General features: G+C 51.4%; 17 protein-coding genes, 2 rRNA genes and 1 pseudogene. 8 read left to right on the plus strand and 12 right to left on the minus strand.

Going from position 1 to position 20,455, the window contains the following annotated elements; all coding sequences use genetic code 11:
• Positions 1-12: 12 nt before the first annotated feature.
• Entirely contained in the window at positions 13-1,836 is a 1,824-nt protein-coding gene (typA, locus tag SK38_RS22590) for a ribosome-dependent GTPase TypA (protein ID WP_008786988.1), read from the minus strand.
• A gap of 379 nt (positions 1,837-2,215) precedes the next feature.
• On the opposite strand from typA, the gene glnA reads away from it, so the two are divergent.
• From glnA to SK38_RS25060, 4 genes are all read left to right on the plus strand, one after another.
• Positions 2,216-3,625 carry a glutamate--ammonia ligase gene (gene glnA / locus SK38_RS22595; protein WP_008786987.1) on the plus strand — a complete coding sequence of 470 codons (1,410 nt, stop codon included), beginning with the start codon at positions 2,216-2,218 and terminating at the stop codon, positions 3,623-3,625.
• A gap of 282 nt (positions 3,626-3,907) precedes the next feature.
• The gene (glnL, locus tag SK38_RS22600; RefSeq protein WP_008786986.1) at positions 3,908-4,957 is read left to right on the plus strand and encodes a nitrogen regulation protein NR(II); all 1,050 of its coding nucleotides are present in this window, start codon (positions 3,908-3,910) and stop codon (positions 4,955-4,957) included.
• A gap of 10 nt (positions 4,958-4,967) precedes the next feature.
• Positions 4,968-6,377 carry a nitrogen regulation protein NR(I) gene (gene glnG / locus SK38_RS22605; RefSeq protein WP_003825317.1) on the plus strand — a complete coding sequence of 470 codons (1,410 nt, stop codon included), beginning with the start codon at positions 4,968-4,970 and terminating at the stop codon, positions 6,375-6,377.
• A gap of 112 nt (positions 6,378-6,489) precedes the next feature.
• A complete protein-coding gene (locus SK38_RS25060; RefSeq protein ID WP_020996121.1) occupies positions 6,490-6,600 on the plus strand; it encodes a YshB family small membrane protein in 111 nt (36 codons plus the stop codon).
• An 87-nt stretch (positions 6,601-6,687) separates the two neighbouring features.
• On the opposite strand, the gene hemN is transcribed toward SK38_RS25060, so the two are convergent.
• From hemN to SK38_RS25265, 3 genes and pseudogenes are all read right to left on the minus strand, one after another.
• Positions 6,688-8,061, minus strand: a complete 1,374-nt coding sequence (hemN, locus tag SK38_RS22610; protein WP_032950661.1) for an oxygen-independent coproporphyrinogen III oxidase — start codon at positions 8,059-8,061, stop codon at positions 6,688-6,690.
• A gap of 188 nt (positions 8,062-8,249) precedes the next feature.
• On the minus strand, positions 8,250-8,759 hold the full coding sequence (yihI, locus tag SK38_RS22615) for a Der GTPase-activating protein YihI (RefSeq protein ID WP_003028627.1): 510 nt from the start codon (positions 8,757-8,759) through the stop codon (positions 8,250-8,252).
• 169 nt (positions 8,760-8,928) lie between these two features.
• A pseudogene (locus SK38_RS25265) lies at positions 8,929-9,114 on the minus strand (hypothetical protein).
• Between the two features lie 209 nt (positions 9,115-9,323).
• On the opposite strand from SK38_RS25265, the gene yihA reads away from it, so the two are divergent.
• Positions 9,324-9,956: a ribosome biogenesis GTP-binding protein YihA/YsxC gene (gene yihA, locus SK38_RS22620; RefSeq protein WP_008786982.1), complete on the plus strand. Its 633-nt coding sequence runs from the start codon at positions 9,324-9,326 to the stop codon at positions 9,954-9,956.
• A gap of 119 nt (positions 9,957-10,075) precedes the next feature.
• Here the strand turns inward: yihA and SK38_RS25445 are convergent, their stop codons facing one another.
• The 3 genes from SK38_RS25445 to SK38_RS25270 form a co-directional block, all read right to left on the minus strand.
• Positions 10,076-10,123: a small protein SpfP gene (locus SK38_RS25445; RefSeq protein WP_071892919.1), complete on the minus strand. Its 48-nt coding sequence runs from the start codon at positions 10,121-10,123 to the stop codon at positions 10,076-10,078.
• Positions 10,124-10,289: 166 nt separating this feature from the next.
• The gene (gene polA, locus SK38_RS22625) at positions 10,290-13,076 is read right to left on the minus strand and encodes a DNA polymerase I (protein WP_048237100.1); all 2,787 of its coding nucleotides are present in this window, start codon (positions 13,074-13,076) and stop codon (positions 10,290-10,292) included.
• Between the two features lie 215 nt (positions 13,077-13,291).
• Complete coding sequence (locus SK38_RS25270; RefSeq protein ID WP_230320052.1) at positions 13,292-13,627, minus strand: hypothetical protein; 336 nt, start codon at positions 13,625-13,627, stop codon at positions 13,292-13,294.
• Between SK38_RS25270 and SK38_RS22630 the strand changes: the two genes are divergently transcribed.
• Positions 13,521-14,375 carry an acyltransferase gene (locus SK38_RS22630; RefSeq protein WP_231587334.1) on the plus strand — a complete coding sequence of 285 codons (855 nt, stop codon included), beginning with the start codon at positions 13,521-13,523 and terminating at the stop codon, positions 14,373-14,375. The genes SK38_RS25270 and SK38_RS22630 overlap by 107 nt on opposite strands.
• A 13-nt stretch (positions 14,376-14,388) precedes the next feature.
• Here SK38_RS22630 and dsbA read toward each other — a convergent pair whose 3' ends face one another.
• From dsbA to SK38_RS22645, 3 genes are all read right to left on the minus strand, one after another.
• The gene (gene dsbA, locus SK38_RS22635) at positions 14,389-15,012 is read right to left on the minus strand and encodes a thiol:disulfide interchange protein DsbA (protein WP_003028621.1); all 624 of its coding nucleotides are present in this window, start codon (positions 15,010-15,012) and stop codon (positions 14,389-14,391) included.
• Positions 15,013-15,028: 16 nt separating this feature from the next.
• The gene (locus SK38_RS22640; protein ID WP_048237101.1) at positions 15,029-16,015 is read right to left on the minus strand and encodes a serine/threonine protein kinase; all 987 of its coding nucleotides are present in this window, start codon (positions 16,013-16,015) and stop codon (positions 15,029-15,031) included.
• Positions 16,016-16,091: 76 nt separating this feature from the next.
• Positions 16,092-16,361, minus strand: coding sequence for a YihD family protein (locus SK38_RS22645; protein WP_003028616.1), 270 nt, complete (start codon positions 16,359-16,361; stop codon positions 16,092-16,094).
• A 69-nt stretch (positions 16,362-16,430) separates the two neighbouring features.
• Here SK38_RS22645 and mobA point away from each other — a divergent pair, with 69 nt between their 5' ends.
• Together mobA and mobB are read left to right on the plus strand one after the other, a co-directional pair.
• Complete coding sequence (gene mobA, locus SK38_RS22650) at positions 16,431-17,015, plus strand: molybdenum cofactor guanylyltransferase MobA (protein WP_003028614.1); 585 nt, start codon at positions 16,431-16,433, stop codon at positions 17,013-17,015.
• Positions 16,997-17,515, plus strand: coding sequence for a molybdopterin-guanine dinucleotide biosynthesis protein MobB (gene mobB, locus SK38_RS22655; RefSeq protein WP_100247285.1), 519 nt, complete (start codon positions 16,997-16,999; stop codon positions 17,513-17,515). The genes mobA and mobB overlap by 19 nt, the downstream gene beginning before the upstream one ends.
• Before the next feature lie 337 nt (positions 17,516-17,852).
• Here the strand turns inward: mobB and rrf are convergent.
• Positions 17,853-17,968 (minus strand): 5S ribosomal RNA (rrf, locus tag SK38_RS22665).
• A gap of 99 nt (positions 17,969-18,067) precedes the next feature.
• Positions 18,068-20,455, minus strand: a 23S ribosomal RNA gene (locus tag SK38_RS22670); the annotation flags it as partial.

Here is a 20,455-nt window from a genome sequence, read left to right on the forward strand (position 1 = left end):
AAAGAGTGTTAATTACTCTTCTTTCGCGCCACGCATTGCACGGCGACGATCGTTTTCAGTCAGGTGACGCTTACGGATACGGATAGAGGTTGGTGTTACTTCTACCAGTTCGTCGTCATCGATGAATTCCAGAGCCTGCTCCAGAGTCATCTTAACCGGCGGAACCAGAACAGTTGCTTCGTCAGTACCAGACGCACGCATGTTGGTCAGTTTCTTACCGGTCAGGCAGTTTACAGTCAGGTCGTTAGAGCGGCTGTGAATACCGATGATCTGGCCTTCGTAAACTTCAGCACCGTGACCCAGGAACAGCTTACCGCGGTCCTGCAGGCTGAACAGTGCGAACGCAACTGCTTTACCCTGGCCGTTGGAGATCAGTACGCCGTTCTGACGCTGACCCACATCACCCGCACGAACGTCGTCGTAGTGGCTGAAGGTGGAGTACAGCAGACCGGTACCAGAAGTCATGGTCATGAATTCTGAACGGAAGCCGATCAGACCACGGCTTGGGATCACGTAGTCAAGACGTACGCGGCCTTTGCCATCTGGATTCATGTTTTTCAGGTCGCCTTTACGCTCACCCAGAGCCTGCATCACAGAACCCTGGTGCTGCTCTTCAACGTCCAGCGTTACGTTTTCGAACGGCTCTTGTTTACGGCCGTCGATTTCGCGGAAGATTACTTTCGGACGGGAAACCGCCATTTCGAAACCTTCACGACGCATGTTTTCGATCAGAACAGACAGGTGCAGCTCACCACGACCGGATACACGGAACGCATCCGCATCTTCGGTTTCTTCAACGCGCAGCGCAACGTTGTGCACCAGCTCTTTGTTCAGGCGGTCAAGGATCTGACGAGAGGTAACATATTTACCTTCTTTACCGCAGAACGGAGAGGTGTTTACGCAGAAGAACATGGTAACGGTCGGTTCATCAACGGACAGAGCTGGCAGCGCTTCAACATTCTGCGGGTCGCAGATGGTGTCGGAGATGTTCAGTTCGCCCAGACCGGTGATCGCGATGATATCGCCTGCTTCGGCAATATCACTCTCGATACGTTCCAGACCCAGATGGGTCAGAACTTTACCGACTTTACCGTTACGGGTTTTGCCTTCGCTATCAATGATAGTGATCTGCTGGTTCGGTTTAACTTTACCGCGTTTGATGCGTCCGATACCGATTACGCCAACGTAGTTGTTGTAGTCCAGCTGAGAGATTTGCATCTGCAGCGGGCCATCAAGATCTACGCTCGGAGCCGGTACACGATCAACGATAGTCTGATACAGCGGAGTCATGTCTTCAGCCATGTCTTCGTGATCCAGACCCGCGATACCGTTCAGCGCAGAAGCGTAAACGATCGGGAAGTCCAGCTGCTCGTCGGTAGCGTCGAGGTTAACGAACAGGTCAAATACCTGATCAACAACCCAGTCAGGACGCGCGCCAGGACGGTCAACTTTGTTGATAACAACAATTGGCTTCAGGCCATGGGCAAAGGCTTTTTTGGTCACGAAGCGCGTCTGCGGCATCGGACCGTCCATTGCATCCACCACCAGCAGCACAGAGTCGACCATGGACATTACACGTTCAACTTCACCACCGAAGTCGGCGTGCCCCGGGGTATCAACGATGTTGATACGGTAGTCATTCCATTTGATAGCGGTGTTTTTAGCGAGGATGGTAATCCCACGCTCTTTCTCCAAATCGTTGGAGTCCATCACGCGCTCTTGGGTTTCAGCACGTGCATCGAACGTACCGGATTGTTGGAGCAGCTTGTCTACCAGGGTCGTTTTACCATGGTCTACGTGCGCGATGATGGCGATGTTACGCAAATTTTCGATCACAACTTTGCCTCAGGCATTTTAGAAATAGCGCGTTATTGTACACGGATTAATCGCAGTACAAAACAGGATCACAAACATCCTCCGCAAACAAGTATTGCAGAGTTTCTTTGTGATCACATTCACGGAGCGTTAAAAGGGGTAATCTGACATGCTTTGCACCAATATGGTGCTTAATGTTCACATTAAAGCACTATAATGGTGCAATACAACCTTCATGGTGCAGCCCCTTTGCACGATGGTGCGCATGATAACGCCTTTTAGGGGCAATTTAAAAGTTGGCACAGATTTCGCTTTATATTTTTTATGGCGACACGGCCAATTTTTGCAGAATTGAAGACTTCGTTACCACGACGACAATGACCAATCCGGGAGAGTAAGTATGTCCGCTGAACACGTTTTGACGATGCTGAACGAACACGAAGTGAAGTTTGTTGATTTACGCTTCACTGATACCAAAGGTAAAGAACAGCACGTCACTATTCCTGCTCATCAGGTAAATGCCGAATTCTTTGAAGAAGGCAAAATGTTTGACGGCTCCTCAATCGGTGGCTGGAAAGGCATTAACGAATCAGACATGGTTCTGATGCCAGATGCGTCTACTGCTCTCATCGACCCGTTCTTTGAAGAGTCTACCCTGATCATCCGTTGCGATATCCTGGAACCAGGTACGCTGCAGGGCTACGACCGTGACCCGCGCTCCATCGCTAAACGTGCTGAAGAGTATCTGCGTTCTACCGGCATCGCAGACACCGTTCTGTTCGGGCCAGAGCCAGAATTCTTCCTGTTTGACGACATCCGTTTCGGCGCAACTATTTCCGGTTCCCACGTGGCTATCGATGACATCGAAGGCGCATGGAACTCCTCCACCAAATACGAAGGTGGTAACAAAGGTCACCGTCCAGGCGTGAAAGGCGGTTACTTCCCGGTTCCTCCGGTAGATTCTTCTCAGGATATCCGTTCTACCATGTGTCTGATCATGGAAGAAATGGGCCTGGTTGTTGAAGCGCATCACCACGAAGTGGCGACTGCCGGTCAGAACGAAATCGCGACCCGCTTTAACACCATGACCAAAAAAGCGGACGAAATTCAGATCTACAAATATGTCGTTCACAACGTCGCTCACCGTTTCGGTAAAACCGCGACCTTTATGCCAAAACCAATGTTTGGCGATAACGGTTCCGGCATGCACTGCCACATGTCCCTGTCCAAGAACGGCGTAAACCTGTTCTCCGGTGACAAATATGCGGGTCTCTCTGAGCAGGCGCTGTACTACATCGGTGGCGTAATCAAGCACGCTAAAGCGATCAACGCCCTGGCTAACCCGACCACCAACTCCTACAAGCGTCTGGTCCCGGGTTACGAAGCACCGGTAATGCTGGCTTACTCTGCCCGTAACCGTTCTGCGTCTATCCGTATCCCGGTAGTTGCTTCTCCGAAAGCGCGTCGTATCGAAGTGCGTTTCCCGGACCCGGCTGCTAACCCATACCTGTGCTTCGCAGCGCTGCTGATGGCTGGTCTTGACGGTATTAAGAACAAGATCCACCCGGGCGAAGCAATGGACAAAAACCTGTACGACCTGCCGCCGGAAGAAGCGAAAGAGATCCCACAGGTTGCTGGTTCTCTGGAAGAAGCACTGAAAGAACTGGATCTGGACCGCGAGTTCCTGACCGCAGGCGGCGTGTTCACCAATGAAGCGATCGATGCGTACATTGCGCTGCGTCGCGAAGAAGATGACCGCGTGCGCATGACTCCGCACCCGGTAGAGTTTGAGCTGTACTACAGCGTTTAATCGTTTGAGTTGCCGTGGAACTTTTAGCCTGCTCAGGCAGACTTGAGATCGATGGTGAATGATAGGACGCCTGATGGCGCAAACTTATCAGGCCTGGAGGGTAACATTACCTTGTAGGCCGGATAAGGCAAATCCGCCATCCGGCATCTATGTTTGCCAGTCATCTGTAGCCCATCTCTGGATGGGCTTTTTTCTCCACTAACAACCTGCTTTTTCGCGCTTTTTTGATGTAAAAAGCTATAATGCACTAAATTGGTGCAACACTTTTCAGGAGACTGCTGAATGGCAACCGGCACGCTGCCCGATGCTGGGCAGATCCTAAATTCTTTAATCAACAGCATCTTACTCGTCGACGATGAACTGGCTGTACATTACGCCAACCCGGCGGCACAGCAGTTGCTCGCCCAAAGCTCCCGCAAACTGTTTGGTACACCGCTTCCCGATCTGTTGAGTTATTTCTCCTTAAACATCGGACTGATGCGAGAGAGCCTGGAAGCAGGCCAGGGCTTTACGGATAACGAAGTGACGCTGGTGATAGACAGCCACTCACATATCCTCTCTGTGACCGCTCAGAGGCTGCCTGATGGCCTTATCTTGCTGGAGATGGCCCCTATGGATAATCAGCGCCGTCTGAGTCAGGAACAGCTCCAGCACGCCCAGCAGATTGCTGCCCGCGATCTGGTGCGTGGTCTGGCACATGAAATTAAAAACCCGCTGGGCGGATTACGCGGTGCGGCGCAACTTCTCAGTAAAGCGCTTCCGGACCCGGCGCTGACCGAATATACCAAAGTCATTATTGAACAGGCGGACCGCCTGCGTAATCTGGTCGACCGTCTGCTGGGGCCACAACAGCCCGGCATGCACATCACGGAAAGTATTCACAAAGTGGCGGAACGCGTGGTGGCGCTGGTCTCGATGGAGCTGCCGGAAAACGTCACGCTAATCCGGGATTACGACCCAAGCCTGCCCGAATTACTGCACGACCCGGACCAGATCGAGCAGGTATTGCTGAACATCGTACGCAATGCTTTGCAGGCGCTGGGACCGGAAGGCGGCGAGATCATTCTGCGCACTCGCACCGCGTTTCAGCTCACGCTACACGGCATGCGTTACCGTCTGGCGGCACGAATTGATGTAGAGGATAACGGTCCAGGTATCCCCTCGCATTTGCAGGATACGCTGTTCTACCCAATGGTTAGCGGTCGCGAAGGCGGTACCGGCCTTGGATTATCTATCGCCCGTAATTTGATTGATCAACATTCCGGCAAAATTGAATTTACCAGTTGGCCGGGTCATACCGAGTTCTCGGTTTACCTGCCTATCAGGAAATAAGGTGACGTTTATGCAACGAGGAATAGTCTGGGTCGTTGATGACGATAGTTCCATCCGTTGGGTGCTTGAACGTGCGCTCGCAGGGGCAGGGCTAAGCTGTACCACATTTGAAAGTGGTAAAGAGGTACTGGACGCGCTGGCCAGCAAAACGCCGGACGTGCTGTTGTCGGATATCCGCATGCCGGGTATGGACGGCCTGACGCTGTTAAAACAGATTAAACAGCGGCATCCGATGCTTCCGGTCATCATAATGACCGCGCACTCCGATCTGGATGCTGCCGTCAGCGCCTATCAGCAAGGAGCGTTTGATTATCTGCCCAAACCTTTTGATATTGATGAAGCGGTGGCGCTGGTCGAGCGCGCCATCAGTCATTATCAGGAACAGCAGCAGCCGCGCAATGTTCAGATTAACGGCCCCACAACCGACATCATCGGCGAAGCGCCAGCAATGCAGGACGTCTTTCGCATTATTGGTCGCCTGTCCCGGTCTTCAATCAGCGTATTGATTAATGGGGAGTCAGGAACCGGTAAAGAGCTGGTCGCCCATGCGTTGCACCGTCATAGCCCGCGCGTCAAAGCGCCGTTTATCGCGCTGAACATGGCGGCAATCCCGAAAGATTTGATCGAATCTGAGCTGTTTGGCCACGAGAAAGGCGCGTTTACCGGGGCGAATACCATTCGTCAGGGGCGCTTTGAACAGGCAGACGGCGGTACGCTGTTCCTCGATGAAATTGGCGATATGCCGCTGGACGTGCAAACGCGTTTATTGCGCGTATTAGCCGACGGACAGTTTTACCGCGTTGGCGGTTACGCGCCCGTAAAGGTAGATGTACGCATTATCGCCGCCACGCACCAGAATCTTGAACTGCGCGTGCAGGAAGGCAAATTCCGAGAGGACTTATTCCATCGCCTGAACGTCATTCGGGTACATTTGCCGCCACTGCGCGAACGTCGGGAAGATATCCCCCGCCTGGCGCGTCATTTCCTGCAGGAGGCCGCCCGCGAACTGGGGGTGGAAGCCAAACAATTACACCCGGAAACCGAGGCTGCGCTCACCCGTCTGGCCTGGCCAGGTAACGTGCGTCAGCTTGAGAACACCTGCCGCTGGTTAACCGTCATGGCCGCCGGGCAGGAAGTACTGATTCAGGACTTACCAACCGAGCTGTTTGAAACCTCTGTGCCAGATGCACCATCCCATATGCAGCCGGATAGTTGGGCAACGCTATTGGCACAGTGGGCGGATCGGGCATTACGCTCCGGTCATCAAAACTTGCTTTCTGAGGCCCAACCAGAGATGGAGCGCACGCTGTTGACTACCGCGCTACGCCATACCCAGGGGCATAAACAGGAAGCGGCACGCTTGCTCGGTTGGGGTCGTAATACCTTGACGCGTAAGCTAAAAGAACTCGGAATGGAGTGATATATCGTCACTGTGTAAAGATTAATAATTGAGCGCAAATAGCTGCTATTTTGCGCTTTACTGTTCCGATGAGTTAAGTATGATCGTGCCCGACTAACGGGGGGAAGTCATCATGCTGGAATCAATCATTAATCTGCTGTCGAGCGGTGCGGTCGAAAGCCATACGCCACAAACTGCGGTCGCCGCAGTATTGTGCGCAGCGCTGGTTGGACTGTTCAGCTAGCGGGTTCGCCGGGTGGCGCTTCGCTTACCCGACCTACGTATTGAGATTTTCGTAGGCACGATAAGCGAAGCGCCACCCGGAAAAGCGTTAAATCACCCGCGAGAATTGCTGCATCCGCGCTTTCTGGCGCAGATACGCATCGAAGCACATGCAAATATTACGGATCAGCAGACGGCCCTTCGGCGTGACCTGAATCCCCTTCTCATCGACATCCACCAGCCCATCCTTCGCCAGCGGTGCCAGCAGTTTCAGGTCTTCGGCAAAATAGTCAGCGAAGTTCAGATCCCATTGCTGTTCCACAGCGGCATAGTCGAGGCGGAAGTTGCAGATCAGGAGCTTGATAACATCCCGACGAATGCAGTCGTCACGGGTCAGGGCAATTCCGCGCCACAGCGCGTCCCCCTGCTCGTCTACCTGCTGATAATAGCGCTTCAGCTCTTTCTGGTTCTGCGCATAGTTGTCACCAATCATACTAATGGCTGACACGCCCATTCCCAGCAGATCGGTATCACCCTGGGTGGTATAACCCTGGAAATTACGATGCAGCACACCCTTACGTTGAGCAATGGCCAGTTCGTCATCCGGGCGGGCAAAGTGATCCATGCCAATAAACTGATAGCCAGTTTCGGTCAGTGAAGAGATGGTTTCCTGCAGGATATCCAGCTTCTGCTGCGCGCTGGGCAGGTCGGCATCTTTAATTTTGCGCTGAGCGGCAAACAGCGTTGGCAGGTGCGCGTAGTTAAAGACGCTCAGTCGGTCTGGATTCAGCTCAGCAACGCGTTTCAGGGTGAAGGCGAAACTTTCCGGCGTCTGTTTTGGCAAACCATAAATCAGATCGATATTCGTTGAAGTAAAACCGATCTCACGCGCATGATTCAGCAGCGCAAAGATGAATTCCTCATCCTGCTCACGGTTCACCAGGCGCTGAACTTCTTTATTGAAGTCCTGCACCCCCATGCTCAGGCGGTTAAAACCTTCAGCGCGTAAATGATCGAGCACATCCAGCTCAATTTCACGCGGATCCACTTCGATCGAAATTTCGGCGTCGTCGTTAAAGTTAAAGTTGCCACGCAGCAGCGACATCAAACGACTGATTTGCGCTTTATTCAGGTACGTTGGCGTGCCGCCGCCCCAGTGCAACTGACTGACATGGCGTCCGGCGAACAGCGGTGCGCGATGAATAATTTCTTGTTCTAAGACATCGAGGTATTGGTCGGCTTTATGCTGCTGGCGAGTCACGACCTTGTTACAGCCGCAGAAATAACACAGCTTGTGGCAGAACGGGATGTGAACGTACAGCGAGAGAGGACGCTCAGGATAACGCGCCACGGCCTTTAGAAATGCTTCAGTGCCGTAGTCTTCAGAAAACTCCAGCGCGGTCGGGTACGAGGTATATCGTGGCCCCGAATAGTTATATTTCTGGATCAGGGCCAGGTCCCAGTCTATTAACTGCTCTGACATGCTCACTCCTTCCGATGGCGTCTCTGGCGGGTACGGCGTACCGACTTAACCCCATTACGGGTGATAAGTCGGTTGCGCAGCCACTTCTGTCGCCGCGACAACCGCTGTAGTTTAACGAATAACCACACCAGATAACATATAACCGGAAGGGTTATAAGCAGGACGGGAAGACCCACGGTGTAAAACCGTTAGTTGCCGCCTTTCAGCAGGCGCATCATGTCTTCCTGCTTTTCTTCTTCTTCCTCTTCTTCCTCGTCATCGTAGGAAAGACCCAGCTTTTGCATCAGCTCATCGATGCGGTCCAGCTTGGCATCAACCCAGGACTGATCTTCCGCGCTCAGGGTTTCTCCTGCTTCAAGACGCTCCAGCAGCGCATCCAGGCGCTCATCCGTTTCCAGTAAATCCAACTCAGCCTGTGGTGAAAGCATAGGTTTCTCACTCTTCGGTTTGTGCTGTTTGGTGACTTTTTCGGTCACGCCCAATGGAATGGGGGTTTTGCTGCCAATACGAGGATCTTTTTGCTTATTTTGGTTTCCGCCACCAGATGCGCCTTCGCTACCGGACGCACGGCTACCTGCCGCATGACCACGGTGTTTTTTCTGGCGCTTACGGTCGCGAGCTTCCTGGTTAATTTCTTCGCGTGTTTTACGACGCGCTTTTGCAGGACCTTTACCGCGTGGTGTAGAAGTTGGTTTCATCATGATTCGTCTTTGGCTGTTTTTATTCAGTATATAATTGCGCCGGAATCTAGCAGAAATAAAGAAAAAAGGCGACAGAGTAATCTGTCGCCTTTTTTCCTGACTCTCAACCCTTACGGGCTCTACAATCCCTGTTGGCTATCAACACACCCTGTTTTTCCCTTAGCCTCTAACATTCCGTGTTGTTTCCATTTCCTTTTACTAACGTCTCCGGACGTTTGTCTTCCTGACAATCCTGTGTCTTCGCCTCCTGGCGCTCCTGACCCTCATCCTGAGTCGTCTATCCTGTCAGCTTCCTCGCTATGGACGCTACTTTACCGTTTTGGTTTAAACGTACAAGTAACCTGGGTAACAATTTCTGATTTTAAGAATAGCGCCCAAATGTAACCATATGATTTATTTTAGTTCTGTCATTTTTTACTCTGTCATCTCGTATAGAAACTGTCGGCAATGTCTCACAAAGCGCGAGGTTTTTACTTACACAGCCCACTCGTCGAAAAACCAGCCTTTTGCTGGGGTTCAGGTATAATCGCTGCAAAGCCCTGATTGATGGAGAGGACTGCTTTGACTAACTTGAATTATCAACAGACGCACTTTGTAATGAGTGCGCCTGATATTCGCCACTTACCTTCCGATACCGGTATCGAAGTGGCTTTTGCTGGCCGTTCCAACGCAGGCAAATCCAGTGCGCTAAATACCCTGACGAATCAAAAAGGTCTGGCGCGTACATCTAAAACGCCGGGTCGTACTCAGCTCATCAACCTGTTTGAAGTCGTTGACGGCAAACGCCTGGTCGATTTGCCAGGATACGGTTATGCCGAAGTTCCAGAAGAAATGAAGCGTAAATGGCAACGCGCGCTGGCTGAATATCTGGAAAAACGTCAGAGCCTGCAAGGTCTGGTAGTGCTGATGGATATTCGTCACCCGTTAAAAGATCTCGATCAACAGATGATCCTGTGGGCAGTTGAGAGCAACGTTCAGGTTCTGGTACTGCTGACTAAAGCAGATAAGCTGGCCAGCGGTGCACGCAAAGCGCAGCTGAATATGGTACGTGAAGCCGTACTGGCATTTAACGGTGATGTGCAGGTAGAAGCATTTTCATCGCTGAAAAAACTGGGTGTGGACAAACTGCGGCAAAAACTGGATAGCTGGTTTAGTGAACTGGCACCGGTTGAAGAGGTGCAGGAAGGGGAATAACCCACCGATATGCCGGATGACGCCGCTGCGCGTCTTATCCGGCCTACAGCATGTGCAAAACTTTTCTTTCGCACAATAAAAAACGCCCCAGTCATTACTGACTGGGGCGGCTAAAATATTCAGCCAAATCCGATTACGTGAAGTAAAAGGTCTGAAAGATAGAACATCTTACCTCTGTACCCTACGAGAATAACTTTACTCTTTTTTGAGCAGCTCAGAAAGCACTTTTTGTAATTTTTTTTCATTCCTTACATAGGGAATTCTAATGGACATCACAAAAAGCTCTCTCTTATGTTGCTTAGTTACGAAATAGGAGCGTTATTAAGTAAACCCTTAGTGCGCCTGATCCCAGTTTTCACCACTCCCGACTTCCACCAGCAACGGCACGTCAATCTGAGTCTCGTTTTCCATCAGTTGGTGGATCTTTTTGGAGACGCTTTCCAGATCATCTTTGTGCACTTCAAACACCAGTTCATCGTGTACCTGCATGATCATGCGCACGCGCGGTTGCTCGGTTTGCAGCCATCCATCCACGGCAATCATGGCTCGTTTGATAATGTCTGCAGCAGTTCCCTGCATCGGGGCGTTAATGGCCGCACGTTCAGCACCAGCGCGACGAGCACCATTACTGGATTTAATATCCGGTAAATAGAGACGGCGACCTTCCAGCGTTTCTACATAGCCTTGCTCTTTCGCCTGCGCTCGGGTGCGTTCCATGTATTCCAACACACCAGGGTAGCGTTCAAAGTAGAGATCCATGTACTTCTGTGCTTCTTTGCGCGGAATATTCAACTGGCGCGCCAAACCAAAGGCGCTCATCCCGTAGATCAAACCGAAGTTAATGGCTTTAGCGCTGCGGCGTTGCTCGCTGGTCACAGAATCAAGCGGTAAACCAAAGACTTCTGCCGCCGTTGCGCGGTGAATGTCTTTCCCTTCGGCAAACGCGGTAAGCAGACCTTTATCACGTGAAAGGTGCGCCATGATACGCAGTTCAATCTGTGAGTAGTCCGCAGAGACAATCAGGTAGTCTTCTGGCGCAATGAACGCCTGACGAATACGACGTCCTTCGTCATTACGTACCGGGATGTTTTGCAGGTTTGGATCAGTTGAAGACAAGCGCCCGGTGGCAGTAACCGCCTGATGGTAGGAGGTGTGCACGCGCCCGGTTTTCTTGTTAATCATCAACGGAAGCTTATCCGTATAGGTCGACTTCAGTTTTGCTAAACCACGATATTCCAGGATCACTTTCGGCAATGGGTAATCCAGCGCGAGCTCTTCCAGTACCTCTTCCGACGTTGATGGCGCGCCGCCAGGGGTTTTCTTCAACGGCTTAATACCCTGCTTTTCAAACAGGATAGTTTGCAGTTGCTTAGTGGAAGAGAGGTTAAACGCTTCTCCGGCGATCTCGTGCGCTTTTTGCTCCAGCTCATTCAAACGCAGCGTCAGCTCTTCTGAATGCTTGTGCAGAACAGCCGGATCGATTTTCACACCGTTGCGCTCAACGCGAGACAAAACCGGCACCAGCGGCATATCGATATTTTCAAAGACGTTCAACGGCCCTTTATGCTGCTGCAATTCTGGCCACATTTTCAGATGCAGCTGTAGCGTAACGTCGGCGTCTTCCGCAGCGTAACGGCCAGCCTCTTCCAGTGCTATCTGGTTAAAGGTCAGCTGGTTTTTGCCTTTTCCGGCGATCTCTTCAAAGGTGATGGTTTTATGTTTCAGCCAGCGGTCCGACAGGCTGTCCATATCGTGTCGTCCAGCGACGCTGTTAAGAATGTAGGATTCGAGCATGGTGTCAAAGGTGATGCCGCGCAGCTCGATGCCATAGTTCGCCAGGATGCCGCGATCGTACTTCAGGTTTTGCCCGACTTTGTGCGCGTTCTCATCTTCCAGCAGCGGCTTTAGCAGCTCCAGCGCACGGTCGCGCGCGATCTGGTCAGGGGCATCCAGGTAATCGTGGGCAACAGGAACATACGCCGCCACACCCGGTTCAATGGCAAAAGACAGGCCAACCAGATTCGCGGAAATGTTGTCCAGGCTGTCAGTTTCAGTATCGAAGGCAAAGACAGGTGCTTTTTTCAGCTTAGCGATCCACTCTTCCAGCGTCGCTTCGTCCAGAATCGTCACATAGTTTTCATACGAAAGAACCGTGGCCGGCTCCTCAGGCGTTTCATCGACGACAATAGTTTCTTGCGGTTTTGCCGCCGGCTTCGTCCCTTTCGCCTGTAGCCATTTACCCGCTTCAACGTCGGTAACCCAACGTTTAAATTCATACTGTTTAAACAGGCCAAGCAGTTCTTCTGCAGCGGGCTGACGCACTTCCAGCTGCTCACAGGTCAATTCCAGCTCAACATCGGTTTTGATGGTAGCCAATTGATAAGAGAGGTACGCCACCTCTTTGTTCTGCTCAAGTTTGCCCGCCATGGTTTTCGCACCACGGAAGGTCAGCCCCGCTATTTTGTCTGATTCGGCATAGAGGGTATCCAGCCCACCCAGCCCCTGCAGTAGTGCCTGAGCGGTTTTTTCGCCTACGCCTGGAACGCCAGGAATGTTATCTGAGGAATCCCCCATCAGCGCCAGGAAATCGATGATCAGTTCCGGCGGGACGCCGTACTTATTCACCACTTCATCCGGGCCGAGGATCGTATTGGTCATGGTGTTGATTAGGGTGATATTCGGCGTCACCAACTGAGCCATATCTTTATCACCGGTGCTAATCAGCACCGGGCGACCGATCTTCTCTGCTTCCCGCGCCAGCGTACCGATAACATCGTCCGCCTCCACGCCAGAAACAGCCAACAGTGGCAACCCCATCGCCTTTACCATCGCATGCAGAGGTTCAATCTGCGCACGCAGATCGTCCGGCATCGGTGGGCGGTGAGACTTATAATGTTCGAATAATTCATCACGGAAGGTTTTACCCTTGGCGTCGAATACCACCGCTGCATGGGTTGGTTGATATTGCAGAATCAAGCTACGCAGCATGTTGAGGACACCGTACATCGCGCCCGTAGGTTCTCCTGCGCTGTTAGTCAGCGGTGGGAACGCGTGGTATGCGCGATACAGGTAAGATGAGCCATCTACAAGGATAAGTGGGTTTTCTGGGATCTGAACCATAATGTCCGTGCCTGTTTATCAGATTATGGGTAAAGGATGCCACAGACAGGATGAAAACATGAGTTTTTCGCCGCATTTGTCGAAAAACTTTTGCAGATCTTCTGCTTTGCTCGCAAAGATAGCTGTGGATAACTTTGTGAATAAATAATTTTCAGCTCTTTAAATATAGCAAGGCAATTAATGATCCATTGTATTTATACAACATTTTCAATTGGTTAAATAAACTCACGGCATTTTATTCCATTTTTACAGCTTATATCCTGATGTGGATAGATATTCTCTTTTTTTCTATTCAGGGAAGATCCATCATTTGGTTCGTTTTCTGATAAAATCAGCCCCTTGCGCCTCTTTCGCGCACTGTCTATGGCTAACCTTTTGAATAATTTAATTATGACGAGAATACTCGCTGCGATAACGCTGTTGCTGAGTATCGTATTGACCATATTGGTCACGATTTTTTGTTCTGTGCCGATCATCCTTGCCGGGGTTGTGAAACTCCTTTTGCCCATTCCTGTCGTCTGGCGCAAGGTTTCTGTCTTCTGTAATTTCATGATGTACTGCTGGTGTGAAGGTCTGGCGCTACTGCTGCACCTTAATCCACGGCTGAAGTGGGATGTTGAAGGGCTGGAAGGTCTTAGCAAGAAAAACTGGTATCTGCTCATTTGTAATCATTACAGCTGGGCCGATATCGTTGTGCTTTGCGTTCTGTTCCGTAAGCACATCCCGATGAATAAATATTTCCTCAAGCAACAGCTGGCCTGGGTGCCCTTTATTGGCCTGGCTTGCTGGGCGCTGGATATGCCGTTTATGAAACGCTATTCACGTGGCTATCTGCTTCGCCATCCGGAACGCCGTGGTAAAGATGTCGAAACGACGCGTCGTTCCTGCGAGAAATTTCGTGCGCACCCGACAACCATTGTGAATTTTGTCGAAGGTTCGCGGTTTACTCATGAGAAGCGTGAGCAAACCCGTTCTCCTTATCAAAACCTGCTCCCACCCAAGGCGGCCGGTATTGCGATGGCATTAAATGTGCTGGGGTCACAGTTCGATAAAATGCTGGATGTCACGTTGTGCTATCCGGAAAACAGTAGCCGACCGTTCTACGATATGCTGAGCGGTAAGCTAACGAGGATTGTCGTGCGGGTGAATCTGGAGCCAATCCATGAAGAGTTACACGGTGATTACGTGAACGATAAGGCATTCAAGCGCCGCTTTCAGCTGTGGTTGAATACGCTGTGGAGTGAGAAAGACGCGCAGCTCGACGCGATTAAAGCTGCAAATAAAAAAGCCGGTCAGTGACCGGCTTTTGCTTTTACTTCTGACCGACCAGGTATTTCACGGTATCCGCATACTGTTGTACAAAGATATCCATGCTGCTGGTATCCATGCCCTGCGGGTTGACCTGATATTTGCCATTCACGAACATCGCCGGAACGCCCTGCAGCTGTAAATCAGCCGCTGCTTTTTCCTGCTGTGCCACGAGAGATTTCACTACGAAGCTGTTCCATGCCGCATCATAGTCTTCGCCTTTAATACCCGCATCGACAAACACTTTACGGATATCAGCAACAGACTGAACGGTCTGGGTTTTCTGAACCCCTTCAAACAGCGGAACAGTGACCTGATCTTCAACGCCCAGCGCCATTGCAACCGCCCATGCCTGCGTCAGATCTTTGCCCAAAGGCCCGAGAAACTCGACGTGGTATTTGGTCATCTTAGTACCTTCCGGCAGTTTTTTCTTCACGTTATCAGATACATGAAGCACTTCTTCAAACTGATAGCAGTGCGGGCAGTAGAAGGAGAAGAACTCCAACACTTGCGGTTCACCCGCAACAGGCTTCTCCAGGGTGATGTATTGTTTACCATCCTGGAACTGCGCTGCAGATGCGCTAAAAGCTAAGACCATACCAGCCAGCGCCAGCCATATTTTTTTCATGTTCAAGTTTCTCCGATTAATACATTGGCGTTAATTGTAAGGGGGGCTCTTGCAGAATTTTTGCCTGCTCAATAAAGGTCGCGGTCTGACGATGCCAGTAATCTTCCCCGGTTAACCACGGGAAGTTTTTTGGGAACGCAGGGTCAGCCCAACGTCGAATCAGCCAGGCAAGATAATAAACTAAACGCATAGCGCGTAAAGGTTCTATCAGTCCGATTTCAGAGATATCGAACTCACTAAACTCTTCATAAGCCTCGATAATGGTTTCTAGCTGCATGCGTTGTTCAGCTTTATCACCATTGAGGAGCATCCATAAATCCTGAATAGCCGGACCATTGCGGGCATCATCTAAATCGACAAACATCGGGCCATCGCGCCACAGAATATTACCGGCATGACAATCACCGTGCAGGCGTAACGCAGTAAAACGCGTATGCCAGCGATCGGTAACCACCGCGATAAGCGCATCCGTTGCCTTCAGGAAAGCCGCTTTTTGCCCTGATGGGATAAGCTGTGCGTGTTCAAAAACTTTACGCGGTTCAGTCAGGTATTCTTCAAGGCCAATCGTCGGTCGGAAGGCAAAAGTACACTTGGATCCGGTCTGGTGCATACGCCCGAGATAGCGCCCGACCGCCTCCATCTGATCGATGTTGTCGGCCTCAAACTGGCGCCCACCGACGCTGGGGAAGATCGCATAATGGAAACCCTGGTGACTTAACAGCGTTTGGCCGTTCAGTACCAACGGCGCAGCTACCGGGACTTCATCGCTTACCAGTTCCAGAGCAAACTGGTGCTCTTCCTGGATCTGATCGACAGACCAACGTTCAGGGCGATAAAACTTAACGACAAAGCGTCGACGGTCTTCGTCCTGGAATTGATAGACACGGTTTTCATAGCTGTTAAGCGGGGTAAGCCCGGAATCCACCCGGATCCCCTGCTCAAACAGTGCATCCATGATGGTATCCGGGTGTAGCGTCTGGAAATTAAAAGCGTTGTCGTTCATCCCATCATCCGGAAAATACTACGAATGATTCAGGATATCATTTCGCAGCGCTTTCGGTGGCGGCGATTACAAGCTTTTACTCTTTAATTACGCCACGAGCGCGGAGTAGTGCGGTTTTAAAATCTTCTTCATAATCTTTCTGAATACCTGGGATGACAGCATCCTTCGCTGAGTCTCGCATTTTCAGGTGATAGATCAGAATGTCATCAGTTAAATCCGCCAGTTCGCCGTCAAAACCTGACTCTTGCGCCAGTTTCTGCAAAAATTGCATCAGGTTAAGATCGGGTTCCTTCTGCCAGGCAGGCTGGAGGAGTTCAATAACTTCATTCAGACGTTTACATTTCATGGTTGTGCTCCTTAGGCTCAATACAGATACGTTAGCAGGGTCAATCCCACATTAAAAGAGGCGATATCAGTGATTCTGGATAGTGCAATAACAGGGGTTGTGCTGGCCGGCGGTAAGGCCAGACGGATGGGTGGAACCGATAAAGGTCTGCTTGAACTGGACGGTAAACCTCTTTGGCGGCATGTGGCCGACATTCTCGCTTTGCAGGTCGAAACCGTGGTGGTTAATGCCAATCGCCACCGGGATATATACCAGCAAAGCGGCCTGAAAGTTATTCCCGATTCCTTGGCCGATTTCCCTGGCCCACTGGCCGGGATGCTATCGGTATTCCTGCAGCAAACGGGGGAGTGGTTTCTGTTTTGCCCGTGCGATATGCCCTATATTCCTCACGATCTGGTCGCTCGTTTAAAAGAGCAACGTAAAGCTGCACCCGTTGTCTGGGTGCATGATGGGGAAAGAGATCACCCAACCATTGCGCTGATGCACCGCTCTATGCAGCCTTTGCTGCAGGATTATCTTCAGTCCGGTGAACGACGCGTTATGGTCTTTATGCGTCTGGCTGGCGGTCATGCTGTCGATTTCAGCGATCATAAAGATGCGTTCGTAAACGTGAACACCCCCGAAGAGCTCGCAAAATGGCAGGAAAAATCATGATCCCATTACTCGCCATTGCGGCATGGAGCGGCACGGGAAAAACCACGCTGCTCAAAAAGTTGATCCCGGAACTACGTGCCAGAGGTATACGTCCCGGATTGATTAAACATACTCATCACAATATGGATGTCGACAAGCCCGGTAAAGATAGCTATGAACTGCGCAAAGCCGGTGCAGCACAAACGCTGGTCGCCAGCCAGCAACGTTGGGCATTAATGGTAGAAACACCGGAAGAGCCCGAACTGGATTTAGCGTATCTGGTAAGCCGGATGGATGCAGCGACGTTGGATCTAGTGCTGGTTGAAGGGTTTAAGCATGAACCTGTCGCTAAGATCGTGCTTTTTCGCGACGGTTGCGGGCATCGTCCTGAAGAATTGGCGATAGACGAATATGTTATCGCGGTTGCCAGTGATGTTCCGCTGGCGGTGGATGTTCCATTGTTAGACATCAACGACATACAGCAAATTGCTGATTTTGTTACGCAATGGATAAGATGGTAACCGTGGTGTTGTGATGAGCCTGATGCGCTGCGCTTATCAGGCCTACAAAATACGTTCAGCCCGGCCCCTGTAGGCCGGATAAGGCGGCACGCCGCATCCGGCGGTTTTCATTCCACACAGACGCAAAAAAGCCCATCCGTCAGGATGGGCTTCTTCACTAAATTTGATGCCTGGCAGTTTATGGCGGGCGTCCTGCCCGCCACCCTCCGGGCCGTTGCTGCGCAACGTTCAAATCCGCTCCCGGCGGATTTGTCCTCCTCAGGAGAGCGCTCACCGACAGACAACAGATAAAACAAAAGGCCCAGTCTTTCGACTGAGCCTTTCGCTTTTATTTGATGCCTGGCAGTTCCCTACTCTCGCATGGGGAGACCCCACACTACCATCGGCGCTACGGCGTTTCACTTCTGAGTTCGGCATGGGGTCAGGTGGGACCACCGCGCTACAGCCGCCAGGCAAATTCTGTTTATCAACACACCTCCTGGGCATGTCGATGTAATCTGTAATCAAACTGAATCTTGTGTCTGTCTTTCGCCAAAACATCTTCGGCGTTGTAAGGTTAAGCCTCACGGTTCATTAGTATCGGTTAGCTCAATGTATCGCTACACTTACACACCCGACCTATCAACGTCATCGTCTTTAACGTTCCTTCAGGACCCTTAAAGGGTCAGGGAGAACTCATCTCGGGGCAAGTTTCGTGCTTAGATGCTTTCAGCACTTATCTCTTCCGCATTTAGCTACCGGGCAATGCCATTGGCATGACAACCCGAACACCAGTGATGCGTCCACTCCGGTCCTCTCGTACTAGGAGCAGCCCCCCTCAATTCTCCAGCGCCCACGGCAGATAGGGACCGAACTGTCTCACGACGTTCTAAACCCAGCTCGCGTACCACTTTAAATGGCGAACAGCCATACCCTTGGGACCTACTTCAGCCCCAGGATGTGATGAGCCGACATCGAGGTGCCAAACACCGCCGTCGATATGAACTCTTGGGCGGTATCAGCCTGTTATCCCCGGAGTACCTTTTATCCGTTGAGCGATGGCCCTTCCATTCAGAACCACCGGATCACTAAGACCTGCTTTCGCACCTGCTCGAGCCGTCACTCTCGCAGTCAAGCTAGCTTATGCCTTTGCACTAACCTCCTGATGTCCGACCAGGATTAGCTAACCTTCGTGCTCCTCCGTTACTCTTTAGGAGGAGACCGCCCCAGTCAAACTACCCACCAGACACTGTCCGCAACCCGGATAACGGGTCTACGTTAGAACACCAGCCATTAAAGGGTGGTATTTCAAGGATGGCTCCATGCAGACTGGCGTCCACACTTCAAAGCCTCCCACCTATCCTACACATCAAGGACCAGTGTTCAGTGTCAAGCTATAGTAAAGGTTCACGGGGTCTTTCCGTCTTGCCGCGGGTACACTGCATCTTCACAGCGAGTTCAATTTCACTGAGTCTCGGGTGGAGACAGCCTGGCCATCATTACGCCATTCGTGCAGGTCGGAACTTACCCGACAAGGAATTTCGCTACCTTAGGACCGTTATAGTTACGGCCGCCGTTTACCGGGGCTTCGATCAAGAGCTTCTCCTTACGGATAACCCCATCAATTAACCTTCCGGCACCGGGCAGGCGTCACACCGTATACGTCCACTTTCGTGTTTGCACAGTGCTGTGTTTTTAATAAACAGTTGCAGCCAGCTGGTATCTTCGACTGATTTCAGCTCCATGAGTAAATCACTTCACCTACATATCAGCGTGCCTTCTCCCGAAGTTACGGCACCATTTTGCCTAGTTCCTTCACCCGAGTTCTCTCAAGCGCCTTGGTATTCTCTACCTGACCACCTGTGTCGGTTTGGGGTACGATTTCGTGTTACCTGATGCTTAGAGGCTTTTCCTGGAAGCAGGGCATTTGTTACTTCAGCACCGTAGTGCCTCGTCATCACACCTCAGCGTTAAAAGGTACCGGATTTACCTGGAACCTCCGCCTACATGCTTAAACCGGGACAACCGTCGCCCGGCTAACATAGCCTTCTCCGTCCCCCCTTCGCAGTAACACCAAGTACAGGAATATTAACCTGTTTCCCATCGACTACGCCTTTCGGCCTCGCCTTAGGGGTCGACTCACCCTGCCCCGATTAACGTTGGACAGGAACCCTTGGTCTTCCGGCGTGCGGGTTTTTCACCCGCATTATCGTTACTTATGTCAGCATTCGCACTTCTGATACCTCCAGCATGCCTCACGACACACCTTCAACGGCTTACAGAACGCTCCCCTACCCAACAACACATAGTGTCGCTGCCGCAGCTTCGGTGCATGGTTTAGCCCCGTTACATCTTCCGCGCAGGCCGACTCGACCAGTGAGCTATTACGCTTTCTTTAAATGATGGCTGCTTCTAAGCCAACATCCTGGCTGTCTGTGCCTTCCCACATCGTTTCCCACTTAACCATGACTTTGGGACCTTAGCTGGCGGTCTGGGTTGTTTCCCTCTTCACGACGGACGTTAGCACCCGCCGTGTGTCTCCCGTGATAACATTCTTCGGTATTCGCAGTTTGCATCGGGTTGGTAAGTCGGGATGACCCCCTAGCCGAAACAGTGCTCTACCCCCGAAGATGAATTCACGAGGCGCTACCTAAATAGCTTTCGGGGAGAACCAGCTATCTCCCGGTTTGATTGGCCTTTCACCCCCAGCCACAAGTCATCCGCTAATTTTTCAACATTAGTCGGTTCGGTCCTCCAGTTAGTGTTACCCAACCTTCAACCTGCCCATGGCTAGATCACCGGGTTTCGGGTCTATACCCTGCAACTTAACGCCCAGTTAAGACTCGGTTTCCCTTCGGCTCCCCTATTCGGTTAACCTTGCTACAGAATATAAGTCGCTGACCCATTATACAAAAGGTACGCAGTCACACCCCGAAGGATGCTCCCACTGCTTGTACGTAC

The organism is Citrobacter sp. MGH110 (assembly GCF_001037515.1).
In the GTDB taxonomy this organism is placed as follows: Bacteria; Pseudomonadota; Gammaproteobacteria; order Enterobacterales; family Enterobacteriaceae; genus Citrobacter; species Citrobacter portucalensis.

Excerpts from the sequence above, each read along its gene's own strand:
- SK38_RS25270 (WP_230320052.1), bottom strand. The coding sequence starts at position 13,627 with ATGAAATTACAGAAGACAGAAACCTTGCGCCAGACGACAGGAATGGGC.
- glnG (WP_003825317.1), top strand. The coding sequence starts at position 4,968 with ATGCAACGAGGAATAGTCTGGGTCGTTGATGACGATAGTTCCATCCGT.
- yihI (WP_003028627.1), bottom strand. The coding sequence starts at position 8,759 with ATGAAACCAACTTCTACACCACGCGGTAAAGGTCCTGCAAAAGCGCGT.
- SK38_RS25060 (WP_020996121.1), top strand. The coding sequence starts at position 6,490 with ATGCTGGAATCAATCATTAATCTGCTGTCGAGCGGTGCGGTCGAAAGC.
- dsbA (WP_003028621.1), bottom strand. The coding sequence starts at position 15,012 with ATGAAAAAAATATGGCTGGCGCTGGCTGGTATGGTCTTAGCTTTTAGC.
- SK38_RS22645 (WP_003028616.1), bottom strand. The coding sequence starts at position 16,361 with ATGAAATGTAAACGTCTGAATGAAGTTATTGAACTCCTCCAGCCTGCC.
- SK38_RS22640 (WP_048237101.1), bottom strand. The coding sequence starts at position 16,015 with ATGAACGACAACGCTTTTAATTTCCAGACGCTACACCCGGATACCATC.
- hemN (WP_032950661.1), bottom strand. The coding sequence starts at position 8,061 with ATGTCAGAGCAGTTAATAGACTGGGACCTGGCCCTGATCCAGAAATAT.
- mobB (WP_100247285.1), top strand. The coding sequence starts at position 16,997 with ATGGCAGGAAAAATCATGATCCCATTACTCGCCATTGCGGCATGGAGC.
- polA (WP_048237100.1), bottom strand. The coding sequence starts at position 13,076 with ATGGTTCAGATCCCAGAAAACCCACTTATCCTTGTAGATGGCTCATCT.
- glnL (WP_008786986.1), top strand. The coding sequence starts at position 3,908 with ATGGCAACCGGCACGCTGCCCGATGCTGGGCAGATCCTAAATTCTTTA.
- glnA (WP_008786987.1), top strand. The coding sequence starts at position 2,216 with ATGTCCGCTGAACACGTTTTGACGATGCTGAACGAACACGAAGTGAAG.